This is a genomic window from Sediminivirga luteola, assembly GCF_014639315.1.
Taxonomy (GTDB): domain Bacteria; phylum Actinomycetota; class Actinomycetes; order Actinomycetales; family Brevibacteriaceae; genus Sediminivirga; species Sediminivirga luteola.
Map to the genome: position 1 here is coordinate 315,001 of NZ_BMFY01000003.1, position 16,516 is coordinate 331,516.

Genomic DNA, 16,516 nt, shown 5'->3' on the forward strand with positions numbered 1-16,516 from the left:
CCCCGCTCGAACATCAGTTCGATAATGAAAGAGTGTCCGCCGAAATCGCCCCGATCAAAGCCCGTCGTCTGGCGGAGCGCTTCGGGCTGGGCACCGCCAGCGGCGTGCTCAGCGGAGCCGAGATGCTGCCGGTCCTGCCGGCGCTGGCGGAACTGCTGCCTCAGGGTGGATTGCGCCGGGGCCGGCTCTACTCCCTCTCCGGCCCGGGGTCCCTCATGCTGGCCTTCGCCCTCGCGGCGGAGGGTACGCGCCGCGGCCACTGGTGCACTGCGCTGACCGATGAGGAACTGGGCCTGTCCGCCGTCGCGGACCTGGGCATTCGCCTGGACCGGCTGGCGGTGGCTTCGGTGCCCGGCGGGGAGTGGCTGGAGGCGCTGGGCATCCTGGTGGACGCCGTGGACATCGTGATCGCCCAGCCCGGTTTCCGGCCCGCGCCGCGGGAGCAGCAGCGGCTGCTGGCCCGGGTCCGGGAACGCCGCGCCATCGTCCTGCTCCTGGACGACTGGCCCGGCGCCCAGGACCTGCGCCTGGGGGAGCGGCAGTGGGAGGGCCTGGAGGCGGGAGCCGGCCGGCTGCGCCGGTGCAGACGCCAGGTGCGCACACCCACCGGGCAGCATGCCCTGTGGCTGCCCGATGAGCACGGCGGAGTGTCTCCGGCCCCCTCCGCCGAGGTGACCCTGCTGTCCTTCGGGAAAGGAACCCCTGATGCCTGACCGCCTCCTGGTCCTGCTCGCCCCGGACTGGCCCGCCGCGGCCGCAGCCAGGGAGATGGACATCGATGCGCATCTCCCCGTGGCGGTGTTCTCCGGTAACCGGGTCATCGCGGCGAACGCCCCCGCCCGCCGCTCGGGGGTGCGGCTGGGCCAGCTGCGGCGGCACGCCCAGCACCGGGCTCCCGGTCTGATCGCCTGCCGGCACGACCCTTCCCGGGACGAGCGCGTCTTCGCGCCGCTGGTGGCCGCGCTGGAGGAGCGCACCCCGGAATTCTCGGCACTGCACCCCGGGCTCCTCGCCGTGCCCGTCCGGGCGGCCGCGGCGTTCTGGGGCTCGGAGGAGCGCGCAGCGGAGGAACTGCTCTCCGCTGTGACGGACCGGACCGGCCAGGAGCTCACGGCGGGGATCGCCGATGCCCTGTTCACCGCGCTCGCCGCCGCCCGCGCAGGCAGCCGCGTGGCGCCGGGGCAGGACGCCGCCTTCCTGGCACCTCGTCCGATCCAGGAGCTGCACTGTCCCGAGCTGCCCCGCTGGGCTGGACGAGAGGAACTCGTGGACGTCCTGACGCATCTGGGCCTGCGCCGCCTGGGGGACTTCGCCGCCCTCCCGTCCGGCCATGTCACGAGCCGCTTCGGTCAGGAGGGGAGGCATGCGCACCGGCAGGCCCGCGGCGAACCCGATCCGCAGTGGAATCCGCACCGGCACGAAACGGAGCTCGCCGCCGAGATCCGGCTCGATCACGCGGTCATGCGTGCCGACCAGCTCGGCTTCGCCGGTCGCGCCGTGGCCACCGAGCTGCTCGACGCGGTCGCGGCCACCGGCCTGCGCTGCTCCCAGGTGAGGGTCACGGCGGTGAGCGAGACGGGCCGCCGCCATACCGCCATCTGGCGGCTGGAACCCGGCGCGGGCGCCAACGACATCGCCGACCGGCTGCGCTGGCATGTGGAAAGCTGGACTTCCGGCGCCGTGCGAGACCAGGCGCGGACCGCCCGCCCACGGCGGACCGGGTCCGCTCACTCCCCGGAAGACACCGAGCCGGACGGGATCGTGCGGATCCTCCTGGAAGCCGTCGAGATGGCCGAACCACTCGAAGACCAGCCCACCCTGCTCTGAGGTCGTACACTGGGAGACCTCATGACGGAGTCATCGCAGACACTGAGCACGCAGCAGGCCGAGCGCTTCCAGCGGCAGCTGTCCCTGGCCGGGTTCGGCCCCTCCGCTCAGCGGCGGCTCCTGGATTCCCGCGTCCTGGTCATCGGAGCCGGCGGCCTGGGCTCTCCCGTGCTGAGCTATCTGGCCGCGGCAGGCGTGGGCACCATCGACATCGTGGACCACGACACGGTCGAGCGCTCGAATCTGCATCGTCAGGTCATCCACTCCGAGGAGCGCATCGGAGCGCCCAAGACCGCTTCGGCCGCCCAGGTGATGCGCGGTCTGCACCCGGATATCGTCATCCACGAGCACCGCGAGCCGCTCACCGCCGAGAACGCCCTGGCGCTGATGGCACCGGCGGAGGTGATCGTGGACGGTTCGGACAATTTCGCCACCCGCTACATCGTCGCCGATGCCGCCGAGATCGCCGGCAAACCCGTGGTCCACGGCGCCATCCTCCGCTTCAACGGCCAGCTGGGCGTGTTCTGGGCCGGTCGGGGGCCCGTCTACCGCGACCTGTACCCCAGCCCGCCACCGCCCGAGGCGATCCCCAGCTGCGCGGAGGCGGGCGTGCTGGGTGTGCTGCCGGGCGTCATCGGCACCCTCATGGCAGCCGAGACCATCAAGCTGCTCACCGGCCTCGGCGAGCCCCTGATCGGCCGGGTGCTCGGTTATGACGCGCTCACCGCCGAGTTCCACGAGATCCCGCTGAAGGCGAACCCGGACCGGGTGCCGGCGGACACCATCGGCGCCGATGTGGCCCCTCCCGCCGGGGCGGGAACCGGGGAGGCCGGCGCGCCGGGCACCGACGCTGCGGGTGATACGGGCGCCACGGACGATACGGCCGGCACCATCGACGGGGCGACGCTGCGAGAACTCCTCCACGAGGGCCGCGCCCCCGTGCTGGTGGACGTGCGCGAGGAGTGGGAGTACCAGCTCGGCGCCATCCCCGGCGCGGTGAACGTCCCGCTGGCGGGCATCCTGGACGGCTCGACGCAGGTGCCGGGCGTGAGCGGCGGCTCCGGGACAAGCTCCGGGCCCGGCCCAGAGGTGGTGCTCTACTGCAAGGCAGGGGCCCGCTCCCGCCGGGCACGGGAGGCGCTGCGCCGCGCCGGTGCGGCAGGGGTCATCCTCAGCCTCAGCGGCGGCTACGACGCCTGGACGGCCCTGCGCGAGGAACAGGACCGGAACGACCGGGCCTGAACGGCTCAGTCGGGCTGCCAGGACATCGGTTGCAGGGTGGGTCCCTCATCGGGCAGGGTGACCGCTTCGCCGTCCGGCTGGAATCCGTGCCGCGCGTAGAACCGTTCGCTGTCCGGCGTGGAGGCCTCCAGATGCAGGGGGAGTCCCAGGCGCCGCGCCAGGTCCATGCCGTAGCGGAGCATCGCCGCGCCCACTCCGGCGCCGCGGTGCTGCGGGCTGACCGCCATGGAGTTCAGGTACACATGCCGCTCGGCGGGACGCAGCCGCGCCGAGATCTCCGCCACCCGCGCGAACCGCTTCAGCTCGGGGGAATCCTGTTCCTGGAGTGCGGCCGCGGTCTCCTCGGCCTCGTCCGCGTCCTCCGACGTCACCCAGATCGACACCCCCGCGATGCCGCCGCCGGGGAACTCGGCGACCACGATGCGCCCCAGTTCGAGCGCGCCGCGCAGCTGCTCGGCGAACAGGGCCGGCGCGAGCTCGCGTCGCAGGGCCTCGTCGGGGACGGCCCAGCAGAACACCGCCTCGTCGAGGAACACGTCCAGGCAGGCGGCGATCACATGCTCCGATTCGGCGCTCTCGGCCTGGCGGACGACGGGCTGCGCGTTCATGGGACTTCCTCTCATAGGGGCGCGTCCCCAGCGTGCACCCGGGGCGTCTGGCTCACGGGTGGTGGTTCCTCGCAGCCGGCACGTGATGACACCATGATGGCATGGGATGCATTGGATACGGCTCCGGCGACGCGCTCGTGCGCACTGCATTCAGGGGGCTGAGCGCCTTCCCCCTGACGCCGATCCGCGACGACGCCGTGGACGAGGGTGCTTTCGCCGGGCTGGTCGAACGGCTGGCCGCCGCCGGCGTGGATTCGATCACCGCGCTCGGCTCCACCGGGTCCTACGCCTATCTGAGTCCGGCCGAACGTGCCCGGGTGACGAGACTGGCCGTCGGCCATGCCGCCGGCATCCCTGTGTTCGCCGGCGTGAGCGCGCTGCGCACCTCGCAGGTGCTCGCCTATGCGGAACAGGCCCAGGAAGCGGGAGCGGCCGGGTTGCTGCTGGCGCCGATGCGCTACCAGCCCCTGAGCGACGACGAGGTGTTCACGCTCTTCGAGGACCTTACCCGCCACGCCTCGGTCCCGGTGATCCTGTACGACAATCCGGCCACCACCGGGTTCTCCTTCACGACGGAGCTGTACGCCCGGATCGCCGCGCTGCCCGGGATCGGCTCGATCAAGATCCCCGGCGTCCCGGCGGATCCCGGCAAGGCAGGCAAGCGGGTGGCGGAGATCCGGGCGGTCGTGCCGGCGCATGTCACCATCGGCGTCTCCGGGGACGCGTTCGCGGCGGCCGGGCTGAGCGCGGGATGCGATGCGTGGTACTCCGTCATCGGCGGCACCGTGCCGGTCGCCGCGCAGCGCATCGTCCGGGCGCTCGACGAGGGAGAGCCGGAACGCGCCCGGGCGGAGTCCGATCGCCTGGCCCCGCTATGGGACCTCTTCGCCTCCTGCGGTGGCAGTCTCCGCGTGGTGGCGGCGATGGCGGAGGAACTGGGCCTGGTGCAGCGGCCCTGCCTTCCGGCTCCCCTCCAGGGGCTCGGTGAGGAACAGCGCGAGCGGCTACGAGCGGTGATGGCAGCGCTGGGCCTCGACCGGTGACCTGATGGCATCGGGCACGGACCGGCGGGAGCCGCTATCATGCTGGTGGGATCCTCACACCGGGTCCGCGGACGAGGGAGCAGTACCCGCAGCGCGACAAGACTGACTCATCGGGAGTGTTCTTGTCATGGCGTGGATCGTCCTCATCCTCTCGGGCATGCTGGAGGCCGTCTGGGCCGCAGCGCTCGCCGCGTCCAGAGGTTTCACCCGCTGGCACCCCGCTCTTCTGTTTCTCGTCTCTCTCGCGTTGAGCATGGCCGGGCTCGCCTGGGCGATGAAGGAGCTTCCCACCGGCACCGCCTATGCCGTGTGGGTCGGCGTCGGCGCCACGCTGGCGGTCTCCTGGGGCTTCATCACCGGCCAGGAGCGGGCGACCCGGGCCCGGGTGCTCCTCCTGGTGCTGCTGGTCGGATCCGTCGTCGGCCTGAAGGCGGTGAGCTGACCGTGGCGTGGATCGTCCTGCTTCTCAGCGCCGTTTTCGAGGCCGTCTGGGCTACCGCGCTGGGCCTCTCGGACGGTCTCACCCGGCCGGGTCCCACGGTGGTCTTCGTCGTCGCCCTTGCGATCAGCATGACCGGCCTGGGCTGGGCCGCCAAGCACATCCCCATCGGCACCGCATACGCGGTCTGGGTGGGCGTCGGAGCGGCGCTGACGGTCGCGTACGCGATGGCCACGGGGGCCGAGAGCATCTCGGCGGGGAAGCTGATCTTCCTGGGCGGGATCATCGCCGCCGTGATCGGCCTGAAGCTGGTGCCCGATGCGCCAGGTGGCCGGGGCAAGCGCAGCGGCGGCCCAAGGGAGCGGCAGGAAGCCGGTCAGGACGGCTAGGGCGCCTCGATCAAGACGGTTGCGGCACGGGGCCTCCGGTGACGGACGCGCACGGGGGCGTCCCCGTATACTCGATACGTTCGCCCCCTGTAGCTCAACCGGTCAGAGCAGAGGACTCATAATCCTTTGGTTGCGGGTTCAAGTCCCGCCGGGGGGACTCCTGCGCTTAGCGGCGCTGTACCCGTACCGTGACAGCGCCGCCTCAGCCCACGCCGCCTCAGCTCACGTGGATGGCAGGGATCCGGCTCACTACTGACCGGGCGGCGTCGATGACGGCGTAGCGATCCGCGGTGACGAACACCTCGTACAGGGTCTCCTCCTCGGTGCTGCGATGGCTGCGCTTGGCCGCCACCATCCCCGCCCAGTCGGGGCCGAGGACCACCACGTTCGTCTCGTCGCGCAAGGGATCGGAGGCGTCCAGCGGCCCGGACCGGACCGCCGGCACCGAGACCGGGCCCTCGCCGGTGACCACCGCGACCAGGCCCAGCAACTGGGCCAGTTCGCTGTAGCGGGCAGCGTTCAGGGGGACGTCCCCGCTGTCCGAGATCGAGGCCAGCAGCATCGTCGAGGCACCGGCGCCCTGCGCGCGGCGTTCCAGCGCGGAGAGCATGGCCCGCAGCATCGGCGGGTCCATCTCCAGCGGATCGGTGTCCAGGGCTGAGGCGATCGTGAACGGGGTGACCTGGAGCGGGATGTTCCTGGAGGTGTGGCTGCTGAAGGGATCCGCATGCGGCGCCGGCAGCTCGTGGGGTTCCCGGGTGGGCTCGCCGTAGCGGGCGCCGCAGGCCAGGTCCACACCGAGGGCCCGGATGGTCTTCTCGTGCTCGTCGGTGTCCACACCGGAGCACAGCACGACCGCCCCGGTGCGTTCGGCGTGCGCTTTCACCAGCTGGGCGACCTCGGCCAGATGCTCGGCGTCGTCGCTGTCCAGCAGATCCTCGTCCAGCACGACCACGCAGGGGTTGATCATCGGCAGCATCGCGCAGGAAGCCAGGGTGCCGCCGACCTGGCTCATACCGATCTCCCAGCCCAGCGACCTGGCCTGCCGGATGTTGCGCAGCACCATCGCGGGGGAGTCCGCCAGTTTGCGGGCGTTGATCACCAGGATCGTACGGCCGGCGCGGTCCCGCTCCTCCAGGGTGACGAACGATTCCGGCTCGCTCTGCAGGAACAGCGTCGCCTCGTCCCCGATGGCCGATCCGGCCGCATGCTGCAGGGCGAAGAACCGCAGCGAGGCGTCCAGATCGCCGATGATGGGGGACACCTCCAGGGCCGCCCGCACCTGCGCGGCATCGGCGAAGGCGGACTCCTCGGCGGCGGGAAGCACCCGGTAGCCGATGCGCGCATTGGCCCGCAGATCCATGACCGGCTCGAAGACCGAGCTGAGCAGCCCTGAGCGGATCACCCGCTCGAGCTCTTCGGCCGCCACGACACTGTCCACCCGGTCATCCCATTCGTCTGCTCGTCCGATGCTGTCCGCCCCATCCTACCGGCGGTGCAGGCCTCAGGTCAGTGGGACGCGAGGACTTTCCGCAGGTGAGATCATGGACCCATGCCTACCACCGCGCTCACCCAGGTCCGCCCGGGCCACGGCAGGTATGCTCCAAGCCCCTCGGGTGACCTGCACCTGGGCAATGCCCGCACGGCCTTGCTCGCCTGGGCCTACGCACGGCTCGACGGACTCGCTTTCCTGCTGAGGATCGAGGACCTGGACCGGGTGCAGCCCGGTGCCGCCGAACGGCAATGCGAGGATCTGCGCCTGTTGGCACTGGACTGGGACGAGCCGCCAGTGCGGCAGTCTCAGCGCACCGCCCACTATGAGGCCGCGCTCGGCCGGCTCCGGGAGGGCGGCATGGTCTACGAGTGTTACTGCAGTCGCCGTGACATCCAGGATTCGCCCCGCGCCCCGCATCTGCCGCCGGGCGCCTATCCCGGAACCTGCCGCGATCTGGACGAGCACCAGCGTGCCGCCGGGCGGGAGCGGCTGGCGGCGTCCGGCCGGAAGCCGGCGCTGCGGCTCCGCGGGGAGGGGGCCAGCACCATTCACGACCGGTTCCACGGCGAGCTGACCCTGCCGGTCGACGATGTGGTGCTGCGCCGCGGGGACGGCGTCATCGCCTACAACCTGGCAGTGGTGGTCGACGACGGGTTGCAGCACGTCACCCAGGTCGTGCGCGCCGACGATCTGCTCAGCTCAGCGCCCCGGCAGGCGGCGCTCGCGCGGCTGCTGGGCTATGCGGTTCCCGAGTACGTGCACGTGCCGCTCGTGCTGAGCGAGGACGGCCGGCGGTACGCGAAGCGGGACGGGGACCTGACCGTTCGCGCCCTGCTGGCGGCCGGCTGCCCGCCGGAGGAGATCGTCGGCGCCCTGGCCGCGTCGATCGGCGTTCCCGGCGCCCGCACTGCCGACGAGGTGCTCGGCCGTCTCGATCCGGCCGCTCGGCTGGAGGTCTGGTGGCCTCACACCGGGGATTCGCCGTTGACCAGCCGGGTGTAGATCCCCTCGAAGGCCTCGAGGGTGCAGGTGATGTCGTGCCGCCTGGCCATCTCCCGCCCGGCCTGGCCCATCGCGGCGAGCTCGTCCTCGGGCATGCCCGCCATCCGGTCGAAGATCCCGGCGAGCTGATCCACGTCGCCGGGCCGGAAGAGATGCCCGTTGCGGCCCTCGGAGACCAGATGAGGCAGTGCCACGGCATTGGCCAGGACGACGGGTTTGGACGAGGCCATCGCCTCCAGGGTGGCGATGCTCTGCAGCTCCGCGGTGGAGGGCATGCAGAAGAACGTGCAGCGGGCATAGGCACGGCGCAGCGCAGCCTCGGGGACATTGCTGGCGAAGTCCACCCTGTCGGCCACGCCCAGGTCCGCGGCGAGCTGCTTGAGCACCGGAAGCTGGTCGCCCGAGCCGATGATGTGGGCCCTCAGCCGCAGCCCTGGGTCACTCTTGGCAAGAGCCCGGATGATGAGGTCGATGTGCTTCTCCTGGGAGAGCCTGCCGACGAACAGGACCGTGGGATCCCCCGCCCGGCGGTCGTCCTCGTCCTCGCCGGTGGCGCCGTAGCCGCTGAGGTCGATGCCGCAGGAGATCGCGCGGATCGGCTGGGTGAATCCGTTCTGGGTCAGCAGATCAGCCGCCAGCTGCGTCGGCACCGTGATGACGTCGGTGGATTCGAATGTGCGCCGCAGATCCCACCAGGCCGCCCCGGTCGCCGCGTCGAGCACCCGCCGGGGGGCACGGACGTAAGGGCGCACATTGTCCGGCATGAAGTGGTTGGTTGAGACCACCGGGATGCCCCGTCTGCGCGCCTCGGACATCCCGAACCTGCCCAGCACGAAATGCGCCTGGGCGTGCACCACGTCCGGCTCGATGGCGTCCAGCAGCCGGGCGACGGCGGGCTTGGTCTCCCACGGCAGGCAGATCGTCCAGGTCGGGTGCGGGTACCAGCGGTGCGCGCGGACCCGGTGCACCGTCACGCCCTCGTACTCGCTCACGCCCGGCCGGCCGGTGGGGGAGGGAGCGATCACGTGCACATCGTGCCCGCGGCCAGCCAATCCCGAGGCCAGCCGTTCGGCGAAGCGGGCCGCGCCGTTGATCTCCGGCGGGAACGTCTCGGTGGGAATGGCGATCCGAAGCGTCCTGGCGGTCACGTGGCTCCGTTCCGTCGGTGGTGCAGGGGTCGGTGTACCGGCGCGTGGCGGGGCGGATGCGGCCTCATCGTCGTGCCGCCGTACGCACGCGTACATCGGGATGATAGTTGGCCAGGACGATGACTCCGCCGCAGGCAGCCGCTCCGAAGAGGCACATCAGGCCCAACCCTACAAGAGAAGCGCCCGCGGCCTCGCCCAGCACGAGGGCGCCGAGCAGGACCGCGATGACCGGGTCCACCACCGTCAGCCCGGCGATGACGGTTTCCGGCGGTCCGCTCGCGTAGGCGAGCTGTACCAGCCAGGAGCCCAGGAGCCCGGCGCCCAGGGCGGTGAGGACGTTGAACCACGACACACCCCCCAGGCCGCTGTGCATGAGCTGCCCGGCGACGACGTGCACGGTGGTCGCCACGCAGGCGAAGAGCACGCCGGCCACGCCGATGAGGATCAGCTGCGGCGGCCGTCTCACGAGAGCGACGAGCAGGGTGCTGGGCACCAGCACGGCAAGGGTGATCCAGGCCAGGGGATGGGCCTCGGCGCCCAGATGCAGTTGCGCAGTGGCCTTGATCGCCGAGGTGGTCACGAAGGCGGTCACGCCGACGATGCAGATCACCACCGCCGCCACGACGCGCTTGGGCAGCCGGACCTTGCGGACATAGACCCCCAGCAGCACCGAGATGATGAGGGACAGGGCGCCGACCGGCTGGACGACCATCACCGGGGCCAGAGCGAGCGCACCGACATTGAGCGCGGTCCCGGCGCCCATGAAACCGAGGCCGATCATCCAGCGGGGGCTGCGCAGCAGCGCGGCGATCCGGCGCAGCCGCAAGCCCGGCTCCGGCTGAGGCTGTTCGGGCGCAGGCGCCGTGCGCATCTTCTGCGTCGTCTGCGCCACCGGTGTGGTCTGCGCCTTCTGGGCACCGAGCGCCTGCACCGCGGAGTGCTGGAAATGCGCGCCGTAGGCGAGGCCGCCCGCGGAGAGCGCGGCGAGGAGAATCGCCAGTGCCGTCGTCACACCCGTCCCATCTGTTGAGCGCCGTCTGCCCCTAACGATAGGGGGCCGGAGGCCGCGCGACGCCTTTTGCGCGGGCCGTTCACAGAGTGTTCTTGAACACGGAGGAGATCACCCGCGTCCAGGCGGGGGACAGCCCCCGGAGGCGGCGGGGGGAAACCCGCGCGGGACACGTTGCGGCCTTTCGGCGGTATGCGAAGACCCCCGCCGTGCCGCGATCTCCTCGCGGTGCGACGGGGGTCTTCTTCGTGCTGCTCCCCCGGCTGGGCTCGAACCAGCGACCCTTCGATTAACAGTCGAATGCTCTGCCAACTGAGCTACAGGGGAATGGCCCCAACGGGCCGTTCACGAGCTACAACTCTAGCAGAGTTGCCCGCCGATGTGAAAACGCGCGGGGCAGGAACCGGCCGACGTACATCAGCCCGCGTAGGCGGCCCCTCATGGCAGAGGCGCAGGCCCCCGGCGCGCCGGGAATCTGCGCCTCTGCAGGACGATCAGACCTCAGCGGACGGTCCGCGTCGCCTCCGCGTCGTCCAGCGCCGCGGCGTCCTCCTCGGGGGAGAGCCCGGCGAAGTCGACCAGCCGGCCCCTGTCGATCACGTGGAAGACGATGTAGGTGAGGATGGAGGCCGGGAAGCCCAGGAACACCGGGTGGACGGGGTTGTCGAAGCCGAGGCTCACGAGCGTCCAGCCGACGGAGATGCCCAGGCCGACCCACATCGCCGTGATGGCGCCGCGGCCGGAGACCTTCTTGGCGTACAGCGCCACCACCGCCGGGAACAGCAGGCCGGAGACCAGCATCGCGGTGCCGGTCACCCACAGCTCCACCAGGCGCGGCACTGCGAGCGCCAGGGCGAGTGCCACCACGCCGGTGATCACGACGGAGATGCGGCTCCACCGCAGCAGGGTCTTCTGGTCCGGCTTGCCGGGAAGCAGCGGGCGGATCACGTCGTTGACGATCGAGGAGGCGCCGCACATGAAGAACGAGTCCGCGCAGGAGATCACGGTCGCCAGCAGCGCGACGATCAGCACGATCACGAGTTCGAACGGCAGCAGGTGCGAGATGAGCTCGTAGTAGATCAGGCTCGGGTCCTCGGACTCGATCTGCAGGCCGTACCGCGCCCAGACGCCCATCCACACGACCATCACCACGGTCACGGTCATCAGCACGATGGAGATCCAGTAGCCGGTGGTGACCACCTTGAGGCTCTTGCCGGCCCAGGCGCGCTGCCACAGGTCCTGGCGGACGAGCTGGTAGGCACCGACGGTGAGGGCATAGACGGCCACCTCGGTGAACCCGATGTTCATCGGGCTGAGCATCTCCACCTCGCCGAGGGCCTCGGCGTTGGCGCGGATCTGGTCGAAGTCCCCGGCCGTGACCATGACCAAGACGAAGAGACCGAACACCGCCACGGTCTGGATGGTGCCGTGGAAGGCGTCCTGCCAGACCACGGCCTTCAGCCCCCCGAACACCGTCTTGAGCGTCAGCATGATCGCGGAGACGATGATGGCCGTCGTCATCGGCACGCCGGCCACCAGGTTCAGCACCAGGCCGATGGCGACGAACTGCATGCCGGTGATGGAGGCGTAGGCGGTCAGCACCGACAGCGCGGTGGGGATCCGCGCGGCTCGGCCGAACCGGTGCGCGGTGAAGTCCCCGATGGTCACGTAGTTGTGGGCGTCACCGAGCTTGCGGATCCGCTTGATCAGGAACACCGCCATGATCAGGCTCGCCAGCAGGATGACCACGTTGAACCATTGCTCGCCCATGCCGAGGGTGTAGCCGTTGGTCATGATGCCCAGCAGCAGGGAGCCGCCGATGGCGGTGCCGACATAGGTGAGGATCAGCGGGAAGAGGCTCACGTTCCGCGAGGCCACGTTGTAGTCGTCGTAGGTGCGGATCTGCTTGATGCCGATCCACACGGACACGCCGATCAGGAATATGAAGTAGGCGATGGTGATGACCGCGAGGACGCTCGCCTCGGATTCTGTGAACACGGTTCCCTCCTGGGATAGTGGCGGATTCAGCCGTCGATGCGGGTGTCCGCGGGGTCGACGCGGGTGCCCGCCGAGTAGACGGCCACGGGGGCGAGGGTGAGCAGGTCGGTGGGTTCGAGCGCGAAGGGATCGCGGTCGAGGACTTGGAGGTCCGCGTGGGCTCCCGACGTCAGCGTGCCCAGGCGGTCCTCCTCGAACGAGCCGTAGGCGGCGTCTCGGGTGTAGGCCCGGATCGCCTCGGCCAGGGTGATGTTCTGCTCCCGGTCGAGCACGACGCCGGAGGAGGTGGTGCGGGTGGTGGCGGCGTAGATGCCCTCCCACGGGTTGCCGTTCACGACCGGAGCATCGGAGTTGCCCGGCGCGACGATCCCGTGGTCCAGGAAACTGCGGTGCGGATAGGCCCGTTTCACCCGCTCGGGACCGAGCACGCGCAGGTACGAATCGCCCAGGTGGTAGACGAACGCCACGGAGGACGAGGCGATGAGGTTCCATTCGGCGAGCGCGTCGAGGTGCGCCGGCAGCGGCAGGGCGCAGTGCTCGATCCGGTTGCGCATAGTGGTGAGGAACTCCCGCTCCTCAGGGGTGTCCAGGGCGCCGAGTGCACCGAGGGCCTGATCGAGGGCGCGTTCGCCGATGCCGTGGACGGCCAGTCGCAGGCCGCCCCGGACCGCGCGCCGCAGCTGGTGCAGGAGGGTCTCGTCCTCGATGTACAGCAGTCCGGTGTCCTCGGTGCCTTCGAAGGCGCAGGACACCGCCGCGGTGCGCCCGCCGACGCTCCCGTCGAGCATGAACTTCATCCCCTGGATCCGCATCCGGTCATCGCCGAGGCCCGAGGCGATGCCGGCGCCGAGGGCGTGATCCAGCACGCCCTCCATCCCGGCCTGGCTGAGCGCCCAGAGCCACGGCCGGAAACGGATCCGCAGCTGTCCGGCCTGCCCGGCGCGGCTGTAGTACCGCAGATGGGGAGCCAGCGTGGACATATCGTGCGCGGTGGTCACGCCCCAGGAGATGAACGCGTCCTGCGCCCGGGAGAACGCCTCGTCCCAGTCCTCGTCGGCGTAGGCGGGCGCGGCGATGTGATCCATCGCTTTCTCCTGGACCAGGCCGGTCATCCGGCCCGCCTCGTCGCGGACGAAGCGGCCCCCGGGCGGGTCCGCGACGTCCTCGTCGATGCCGGAGGCCCGCAACGCGGCCGTGTTGGCGACCAGCATGTGGCGGCAGGTGCGGGTCAGGACCACGGGCACGTCCCCGGACACGGCGTCCAGGTCTTCGCGGGTGGGCCCGCGGCCTTCGGCCAGGAAGGTCTCCTCCCAGCCGCTGCCGCGCACCCATTCGCCCGGCGCGGCAGTCCGGACGGCGCCGTCGACCGCCGCCACGATGGCCTGCACGCTGGGCGCGGCGGCCGGGCGGAGGTCGAGTTCCATGAGCGAGATGCCCAGCATCCCCGGATGGGCGTGCGATTCGATGAAGCCGGGCATCAGATAGCGCCCGTCGAGGTCGACTACCTCGGCCCTGCCGGCAGCCGCGCTGCCCGGCTCGGTGATGATGCCGTCGACGACGTGCAGCGACGAGGGTTCGGTGAACCCTTCCCCGGTGAAGAGACGGGCGTTGCGGAATTCCAGCGCGTGCCCGTCATGCGGACCGGCGGACGTCGGAGTGGCAGGGAGCATGCGTCCGAGTGTGGCATACCGCACACTCGGCCCGCCGCCCTCCCTGGCCCTCCTCGCGCGGTCCGGGACAGGTTTTACACTGCCGTGATTTTTTACAACAGGTAGAATGTGCAAACGACCCGTTCGCCTACCTGAAGGAAGGGCATATGCCCCGTCTCACCATCGCACTCGGCATCGTCCTGGTCGTGCTCGGCCTCATCTCCTACGCGGCGACGGCGTTCGCCAGCTGGACCGCGCTGATCCCGTCCATCCTGGGTCTGCTGCTCCTGATCTTCGGCCTCGTCGGGCTCAAGCGTCCCAAGCTCGGTATCCACGTCGCCCTCGTGATCGCCGCGGTCGGCATCGCCGGCACGGCGATGAACGTGATGCAGCTCGGAGACCTGTTCGCCGGCACCGCCGAGCGCCCCGCTGCCGTGATCGTCAGCACTATCACCTTCGTGCTGCTGATCGCCTATGTGATCGCCGGTGTGCGCTCGTTCATCAACGCGCGCCGCTGGAAGGACCAGCAGGCCGCCTGAGCAGGCCGCATATCCCGGGCAGCCCGGGCCCGACGTGTCCGTGCGCGCGGCGGGTCCGGGTGGGATATGATGAGCGTCAAGTGAATACGTGGTCGTCGTGACACCGGCGCGCATGTCCTTCGGATCGTAGGGGAAGACGTATCCAGAGGATGATCGCGAGGAGGCATGATGACCGAGATGACGAGGGGCGTTCTCTTCGTCCATTCCGCACCCCGTGCGCTGTGCCCGCATATCGAATGGGCAGCGGGCGGTGCCATTGACGCGCACGCGAAGTTCGCCTGGGCGCCGCAGCCGGCTGCCCCGGGGATGGTGCGCGCCGAAGTGGCGTGGCAGGCGCCGGCGGGTTCCGGCGCGCGGATCGCCTCCGCGCTGCGCGGTTGGGACAACCTGCGCTACGAGGTCACCGAGGAGCCCAGCCCGGGCGTCGACGGCGGCCGGTGGAGCTACACCCCGGATCTTGGCATCTTCCATGCCGTGACCGATGTGCACGGCAACATCCTGGTCCCGGAGGACCGTATCCGTCAGGCGCTGGAGGCCAGCGCCAAGGACCGCAGTCGCCTCGCCGAGGAGATGTCGCTGGCACTGGGTCAGGCCTGGGACAACGAGCTCGAGGTGTTCCGGCATGCCGGTGAGGGCGCGCCGGTCCGCTGGCTGCACAAGGTCGGCTGACCACCGCACGTCCTCGCGCGTTCTCCCCGGGTTCGCCGCGCTGTCCGAAGCACCGCGGGACAGCAGAAGACCGGTGGGTGATCCTCGTCATCACCCACCGGTCTTCTGCTATGTCCGCTCAGGTCTGGGCGTCGCCGCCGTGCGCCGTACCGCACGACCGGGCTTGGCACGCCTGGCTTTCAGCGTGCTCCATCAGCGCGCTCGGCTGGGCCCGTCACACCGTCCGGAACGCGGCGACGGCGTTGTGCCCGCCGAAGCCGAAGGAGTTGGACAGCGCCACGAACTCTCCGTCCGGCAGGTCCCGTGCCTGGCCCAGCACCACATCGAGTTCGATCTGCTCGTCCACCGTGGTGGTGTTGATCGTCGGCGGTGCCTTCCGGTCCCGCAGCGCGAGCACCGTGAAGATCGCCTCGACCGCACCGGCGCCGCCGAGCAGGTGGCCGGTCTGCGACTTGGTGGCCGAGACCACGGCGTCAGCGGCGCTCCCGCCGAGCGCATTGTTGATCGCCACCGATTCGGGCACATCGCCCACCGGGGTGGAGGTGGCGTGCGCGTTGATGTGGCGGACATCGGCGGGCGTCGCGCCGGCTGAGTCGATCGCCTGGCTCATCGCCCGGGCCGAACCACGGCCCTCCGGCTCTCCGGCGGTGATGTGGTAGGCGTCGTTCGACAGGCCCCAGCCGGCCAGCTCGGCGTAGATCCTGGCGCCGCGGGCTTTGGCGTGCTCCTCGCGCTCCAGCACGAGGGAGCCGGCGCCTTCACCCATCACGAAGCCGTCGCGATGGACGTCATAGGGGCGTGACGCGGTCTCAGGGGAGTCGGTGCGCCGGGACAGCGCCTTCATGGAGGAGAACGCCGCCAGCGTGAACGGGTGGACGGCGGACTCGGCGCCGCCGGCGATGACCATGTCCGCCTGACCGCGGGTGAGCAGGTCGTAGGCCTGGCCGATGCTCTCGGTGGAGGAGGCGCAGGCCGAGACGAGGGTCTGCACGCCGGCCCGGGCACCGAAGGCCATGCCGATGGCGGCCGCGGGGCCGTTGGGCATGAGCATCGGCACGGTGAGCGGCATGACCCGGCGCGGGCCCTCTTCACGCAGGGTGTCCCAGCCGTTCAGGAGGGTCCACACCCCGCCGATGCCGGTGGCCCAGGAGACGGCCAGCCGTTCGGGCTCCACCTCCGGCGAGCCGGCGTCCTCGACGGCCTCACGGGCGGAGATCAGGGCGAGCTGGCTGGCCGGGTCGAGCCGCTTGGCCTCGACCCGGGTCAGCTTCTCGCCGACGATGGCGGGATCCACGGTGGCGGCGAAGTCGACCGGAAGGCTGTACTTCTCCGCCCAGTCGTTCTGCAGGGTGCGGGCGCCCGAGGTTCCCTTCAGGGCTGCCTGCCAGCTGTCCGCGGCGGTGGCGCCCAGGGGTGTGACGGCACCGACGCCGGTGACGACGATTCTGGAAGTCATGGG

General features: G+C 70.6%; 16 protein-coding genes, 2 tRNA genes and 1 riboswitch. Of the genes, 10 read left to right on the plus strand and 8 right to left on the minus strand.

Going from position 1 to position 16,516, the window contains the following annotated elements; translation table 11 throughout:
• The first annotated feature begins 32 nt into the window (after positions 1-32).
• The 3 genes from imuA' to moeB are packed head-to-tail and all read left to right on the plus strand — an operon-like array spanning position 33 to position 3,069.
• Entirely contained in the window at positions 33-713 is a 681-nt protein-coding gene (gene imuA', locus IEW13_RS04895) for a DnaE2-dependent mutagenesis accessory factor ImuA' (protein ID WP_188549811.1), read from the plus strand.
• On the plus strand, positions 706-1,827 hold the full coding sequence (locus tag IEW13_RS04900; protein WP_188549812.1) for a DNA polymerase Y family protein: 1,122 nt from the start codon (positions 706-708) through the stop codon (positions 1,825-1,827). Before imuA' ends, IEW13_RS04900 begins: the two co-directional genes overlap by 8 nt.
• Positions 1,828-1,848: 21 nt before the next feature.
• Positions 1,849-3,069 (plus strand): molybdopterin-synthase adenylyltransferase MoeB, encoded by a 1,221-nt coding sequence (gene moeB, locus IEW13_RS04905; RefSeq protein WP_188549813.1) that lies wholly within the window; start codon positions 1,849-1,851, stop codon positions 3,067-3,069.
• A gap of 5 nt (positions 3,070-3,074) precedes the next feature.
• Here the strand turns inward: moeB and IEW13_RS04910 are convergent, their stop codons facing one another.
• Positions 3,075-3,677 carry a GNAT family N-acetyltransferase gene (locus IEW13_RS04910; RefSeq protein ID WP_188549814.1) on the minus strand — a complete coding sequence of 201 codons (603 nt, stop codon included), beginning with the start codon at positions 3,675-3,677 and terminating at the stop codon, positions 3,075-3,077.
• A 101-nt stretch (positions 3,678-3,778) separates the two neighbouring features.
• On the opposite strand from IEW13_RS04910, the gene IEW13_RS04915 reads away from it, so the two are divergent.
• From IEW13_RS04915 to IEW13_RS04930, 4 genes are all read left to right on the plus strand, one after another.
• Entirely contained in the window at positions 3,779-4,720 is a 942-nt protein-coding gene (locus IEW13_RS04915) for a dihydrodipicolinate synthase family protein (protein WP_188549815.1), read from the plus strand.
• Between the two features lie 45 nt (positions 4,721-4,765).
• Positions 4,766-4,832, plus strand: a riboswitch (guanidine-III (ykkC-III) riboswitch).
• 15 nt (positions 4,833-4,847) lie between these two features.
• The gene (locus tag IEW13_RS04920) at positions 4,848-5,162 is read left to right on the plus strand and encodes a DMT family transporter (protein WP_188549816.1); all 315 of its coding nucleotides are present in this window, start codon (positions 4,848-4,850) and stop codon (positions 5,160-5,162) included.
• 2 nt (positions 5,163-5,164) lie between these two features.
• A complete protein-coding gene (locus IEW13_RS04925; protein ID WP_188549817.1) occupies positions 5,165-5,548 on the plus strand; it encodes a DMT family transporter in 384 nt (127 codons plus the stop codon).
• Between the two features lie 83 nt (positions 5,549-5,631).
• Positions 5,632-5,705 (plus strand) — tRNA-Ile (locus tag IEW13_RS04930).
• Between the two features lie 60 nt (positions 5,706-5,765).
• Here IEW13_RS04930 and IEW13_RS04935 read toward each other — a convergent pair.
• Positions 5,766-6,989, minus strand: a complete 1,224-nt coding sequence (locus tag IEW13_RS04935; RefSeq protein WP_188549818.1) for an EAL domain-containing protein — start codon at positions 6,987-6,989, stop codon at positions 5,766-5,768.
• A 111-nt stretch (positions 6,990-7,100) separates the two neighbouring features.
• On the opposite strand from IEW13_RS04935, the gene gluQRS reads away from it, so the two are divergent.
• Positions 7,101-8,045 (plus strand): tRNA glutamyl-Q(34) synthetase GluQRS, encoded by a 945-nt coding sequence (gene gluQRS, locus IEW13_RS04940; RefSeq protein WP_188549819.1) that lies wholly within the window; start codon positions 7,101-7,103, stop codon positions 8,043-8,045.
• Here gluQRS and IEW13_RS04945 read toward each other — a convergent pair.
• The 5 genes from IEW13_RS04945 to IEW13_RS04965 form a co-directional block, all read right to left on the minus strand.
• On the minus strand, positions 8,009-9,193 hold the full coding sequence (locus tag IEW13_RS04945) for a glycosyltransferase (protein ID WP_229744939.1): 1,185 nt from the start codon (positions 9,191-9,193) through the stop codon (positions 8,009-8,011). The two genes, gluQRS and IEW13_RS04945, sit on opposite strands and share 37 nt — an antisense overlap.
• A 64-nt stretch (positions 9,194-9,257) precedes the next feature.
• The gene (locus IEW13_RS04950) at positions 9,258-10,205 is read right to left on the minus strand and encodes a DMT family transporter (RefSeq protein ID WP_229744940.1); all 948 of its coding nucleotides are present in this window, start codon (positions 10,203-10,205) and stop codon (positions 9,258-9,260) included.
• A 251-nt stretch (positions 10,206-10,456) separates the two neighbouring features.
• A tRNA-Asn gene (locus IEW13_RS04955) sits at positions 10,457-10,529 on the minus strand.
• Positions 10,530-10,703: 174 nt separating this feature from the next.
• Complete coding sequence (locus IEW13_RS04960) at positions 10,704-12,200, minus strand: sodium:solute symporter family protein (protein ID WP_188549821.1); 1,497 nt, start codon at positions 12,198-12,200, stop codon at positions 10,704-10,706.
• A gap of 26 nt (positions 12,201-12,226) precedes the next feature.
• On the minus strand, positions 12,227-13,870 hold the full coding sequence (locus IEW13_RS04965; protein ID WP_188549822.1) for an amidohydrolase: 1,644 nt from the start codon (positions 13,868-13,870) through the stop codon (positions 12,227-12,229).
• A 146-nt stretch (positions 13,871-14,016) separates the two neighbouring features.
• Here IEW13_RS04965 and IEW13_RS04970 point away from each other — a divergent pair, with 146 nt between their 5' ends.
• A complete protein-coding gene (locus tag IEW13_RS04970; RefSeq protein WP_188549823.1) occupies positions 14,017-14,388 on the plus strand; it encodes a hypothetical protein in 372 nt (123 codons plus the stop codon).
• 165 nt (positions 14,389-14,553) lie between these two features.
• On the plus strand, positions 14,554-15,057 hold the full coding sequence (locus tag IEW13_RS04975; RefSeq protein ID WP_188549824.1) for a DUF3145 domain-containing protein: 504 nt from the start codon (positions 14,554-14,556) through the stop codon (positions 15,055-15,057).
• Between the two features lie 214 nt (positions 15,058-15,271).
• Here IEW13_RS04975 and IEW13_RS04980 read toward each other — a convergent pair whose 3' ends face one another.
• The gene (locus IEW13_RS04980; RefSeq protein WP_188549825.1) at positions 15,272-16,513 is read right to left on the minus strand and encodes a beta-ketoacyl-[acyl-carrier-protein] synthase family protein; all 1,242 of its coding nucleotides are present in this window, start codon (positions 16,511-16,513) and stop codon (positions 15,272-15,274) included.
• Between the last annotated feature and the right edge of the window lie 3 nt (positions 16,514-16,516).

Excerpts from the sequence above, each read along its gene's own strand:
- IEW13_RS04980 (WP_188549825.1), bottom strand. The coding sequence starts at position 16,513 with ATGACTTCCAGAATCGTCGTCACCGGCGTCGGTGCCGTCACACCCCTG.
- IEW13_RS04910 (WP_188549814.1), bottom strand. The coding sequence starts at position 3,677 with ATGAACGCGCAGCCCGTCGTCCGCCAGGCCGAGAGCGCCGAATCGGAG.
- moeB (WP_188549813.1), top strand. The coding sequence starts at position 1,849 with ATGACGGAGTCATCGCAGACACTGAGCACGCAGCAGGCCGAGCGCTTC.
- IEW13_RS04920 (WP_188549816.1), top strand. The coding sequence starts at position 4,848 with ATGGCGTGGATCGTCCTCATCCTCTCGGGCATGCTGGAGGCCGTCTGG.
- IEW13_RS04975 (WP_188549824.1), top strand. The coding sequence starts at position 14,554 with ATGATGACCGAGATGACGAGGGGCGTTCTCTTCGTCCATTCCGCACCC.
- IEW13_RS04965 (WP_188549822.1), bottom strand. The coding sequence starts at position 13,870 with ATGCTCCCTGCCACTCCGACGTCCGCCGGTCCGCATGACGGGCACGCG.
- IEW13_RS04970 (WP_188549823.1), top strand. The coding sequence starts at position 14,017 with ATGCCCCGTCTCACCATCGCACTCGGCATCGTCCTGGTCGTGCTCGGC.
- IEW13_RS04900 (WP_188549812.1), top strand. The coding sequence starts at position 706 with ATGCCTGACCGCCTCCTGGTCCTGCTCGCCCCGGACTGGCCCGCCGCG.
- IEW13_RS04915 (WP_188549815.1), top strand. The coding sequence starts at position 3,779 with ATGGGATGCATTGGATACGGCTCCGGCGACGCGCTCGTGCGCACTGCA.
- gluQRS (WP_188549819.1), top strand. The coding sequence starts at position 7,101 with ATGCCTACCACCGCGCTCACCCAGGTCCGCCCGGGCCACGGCAGGTAT.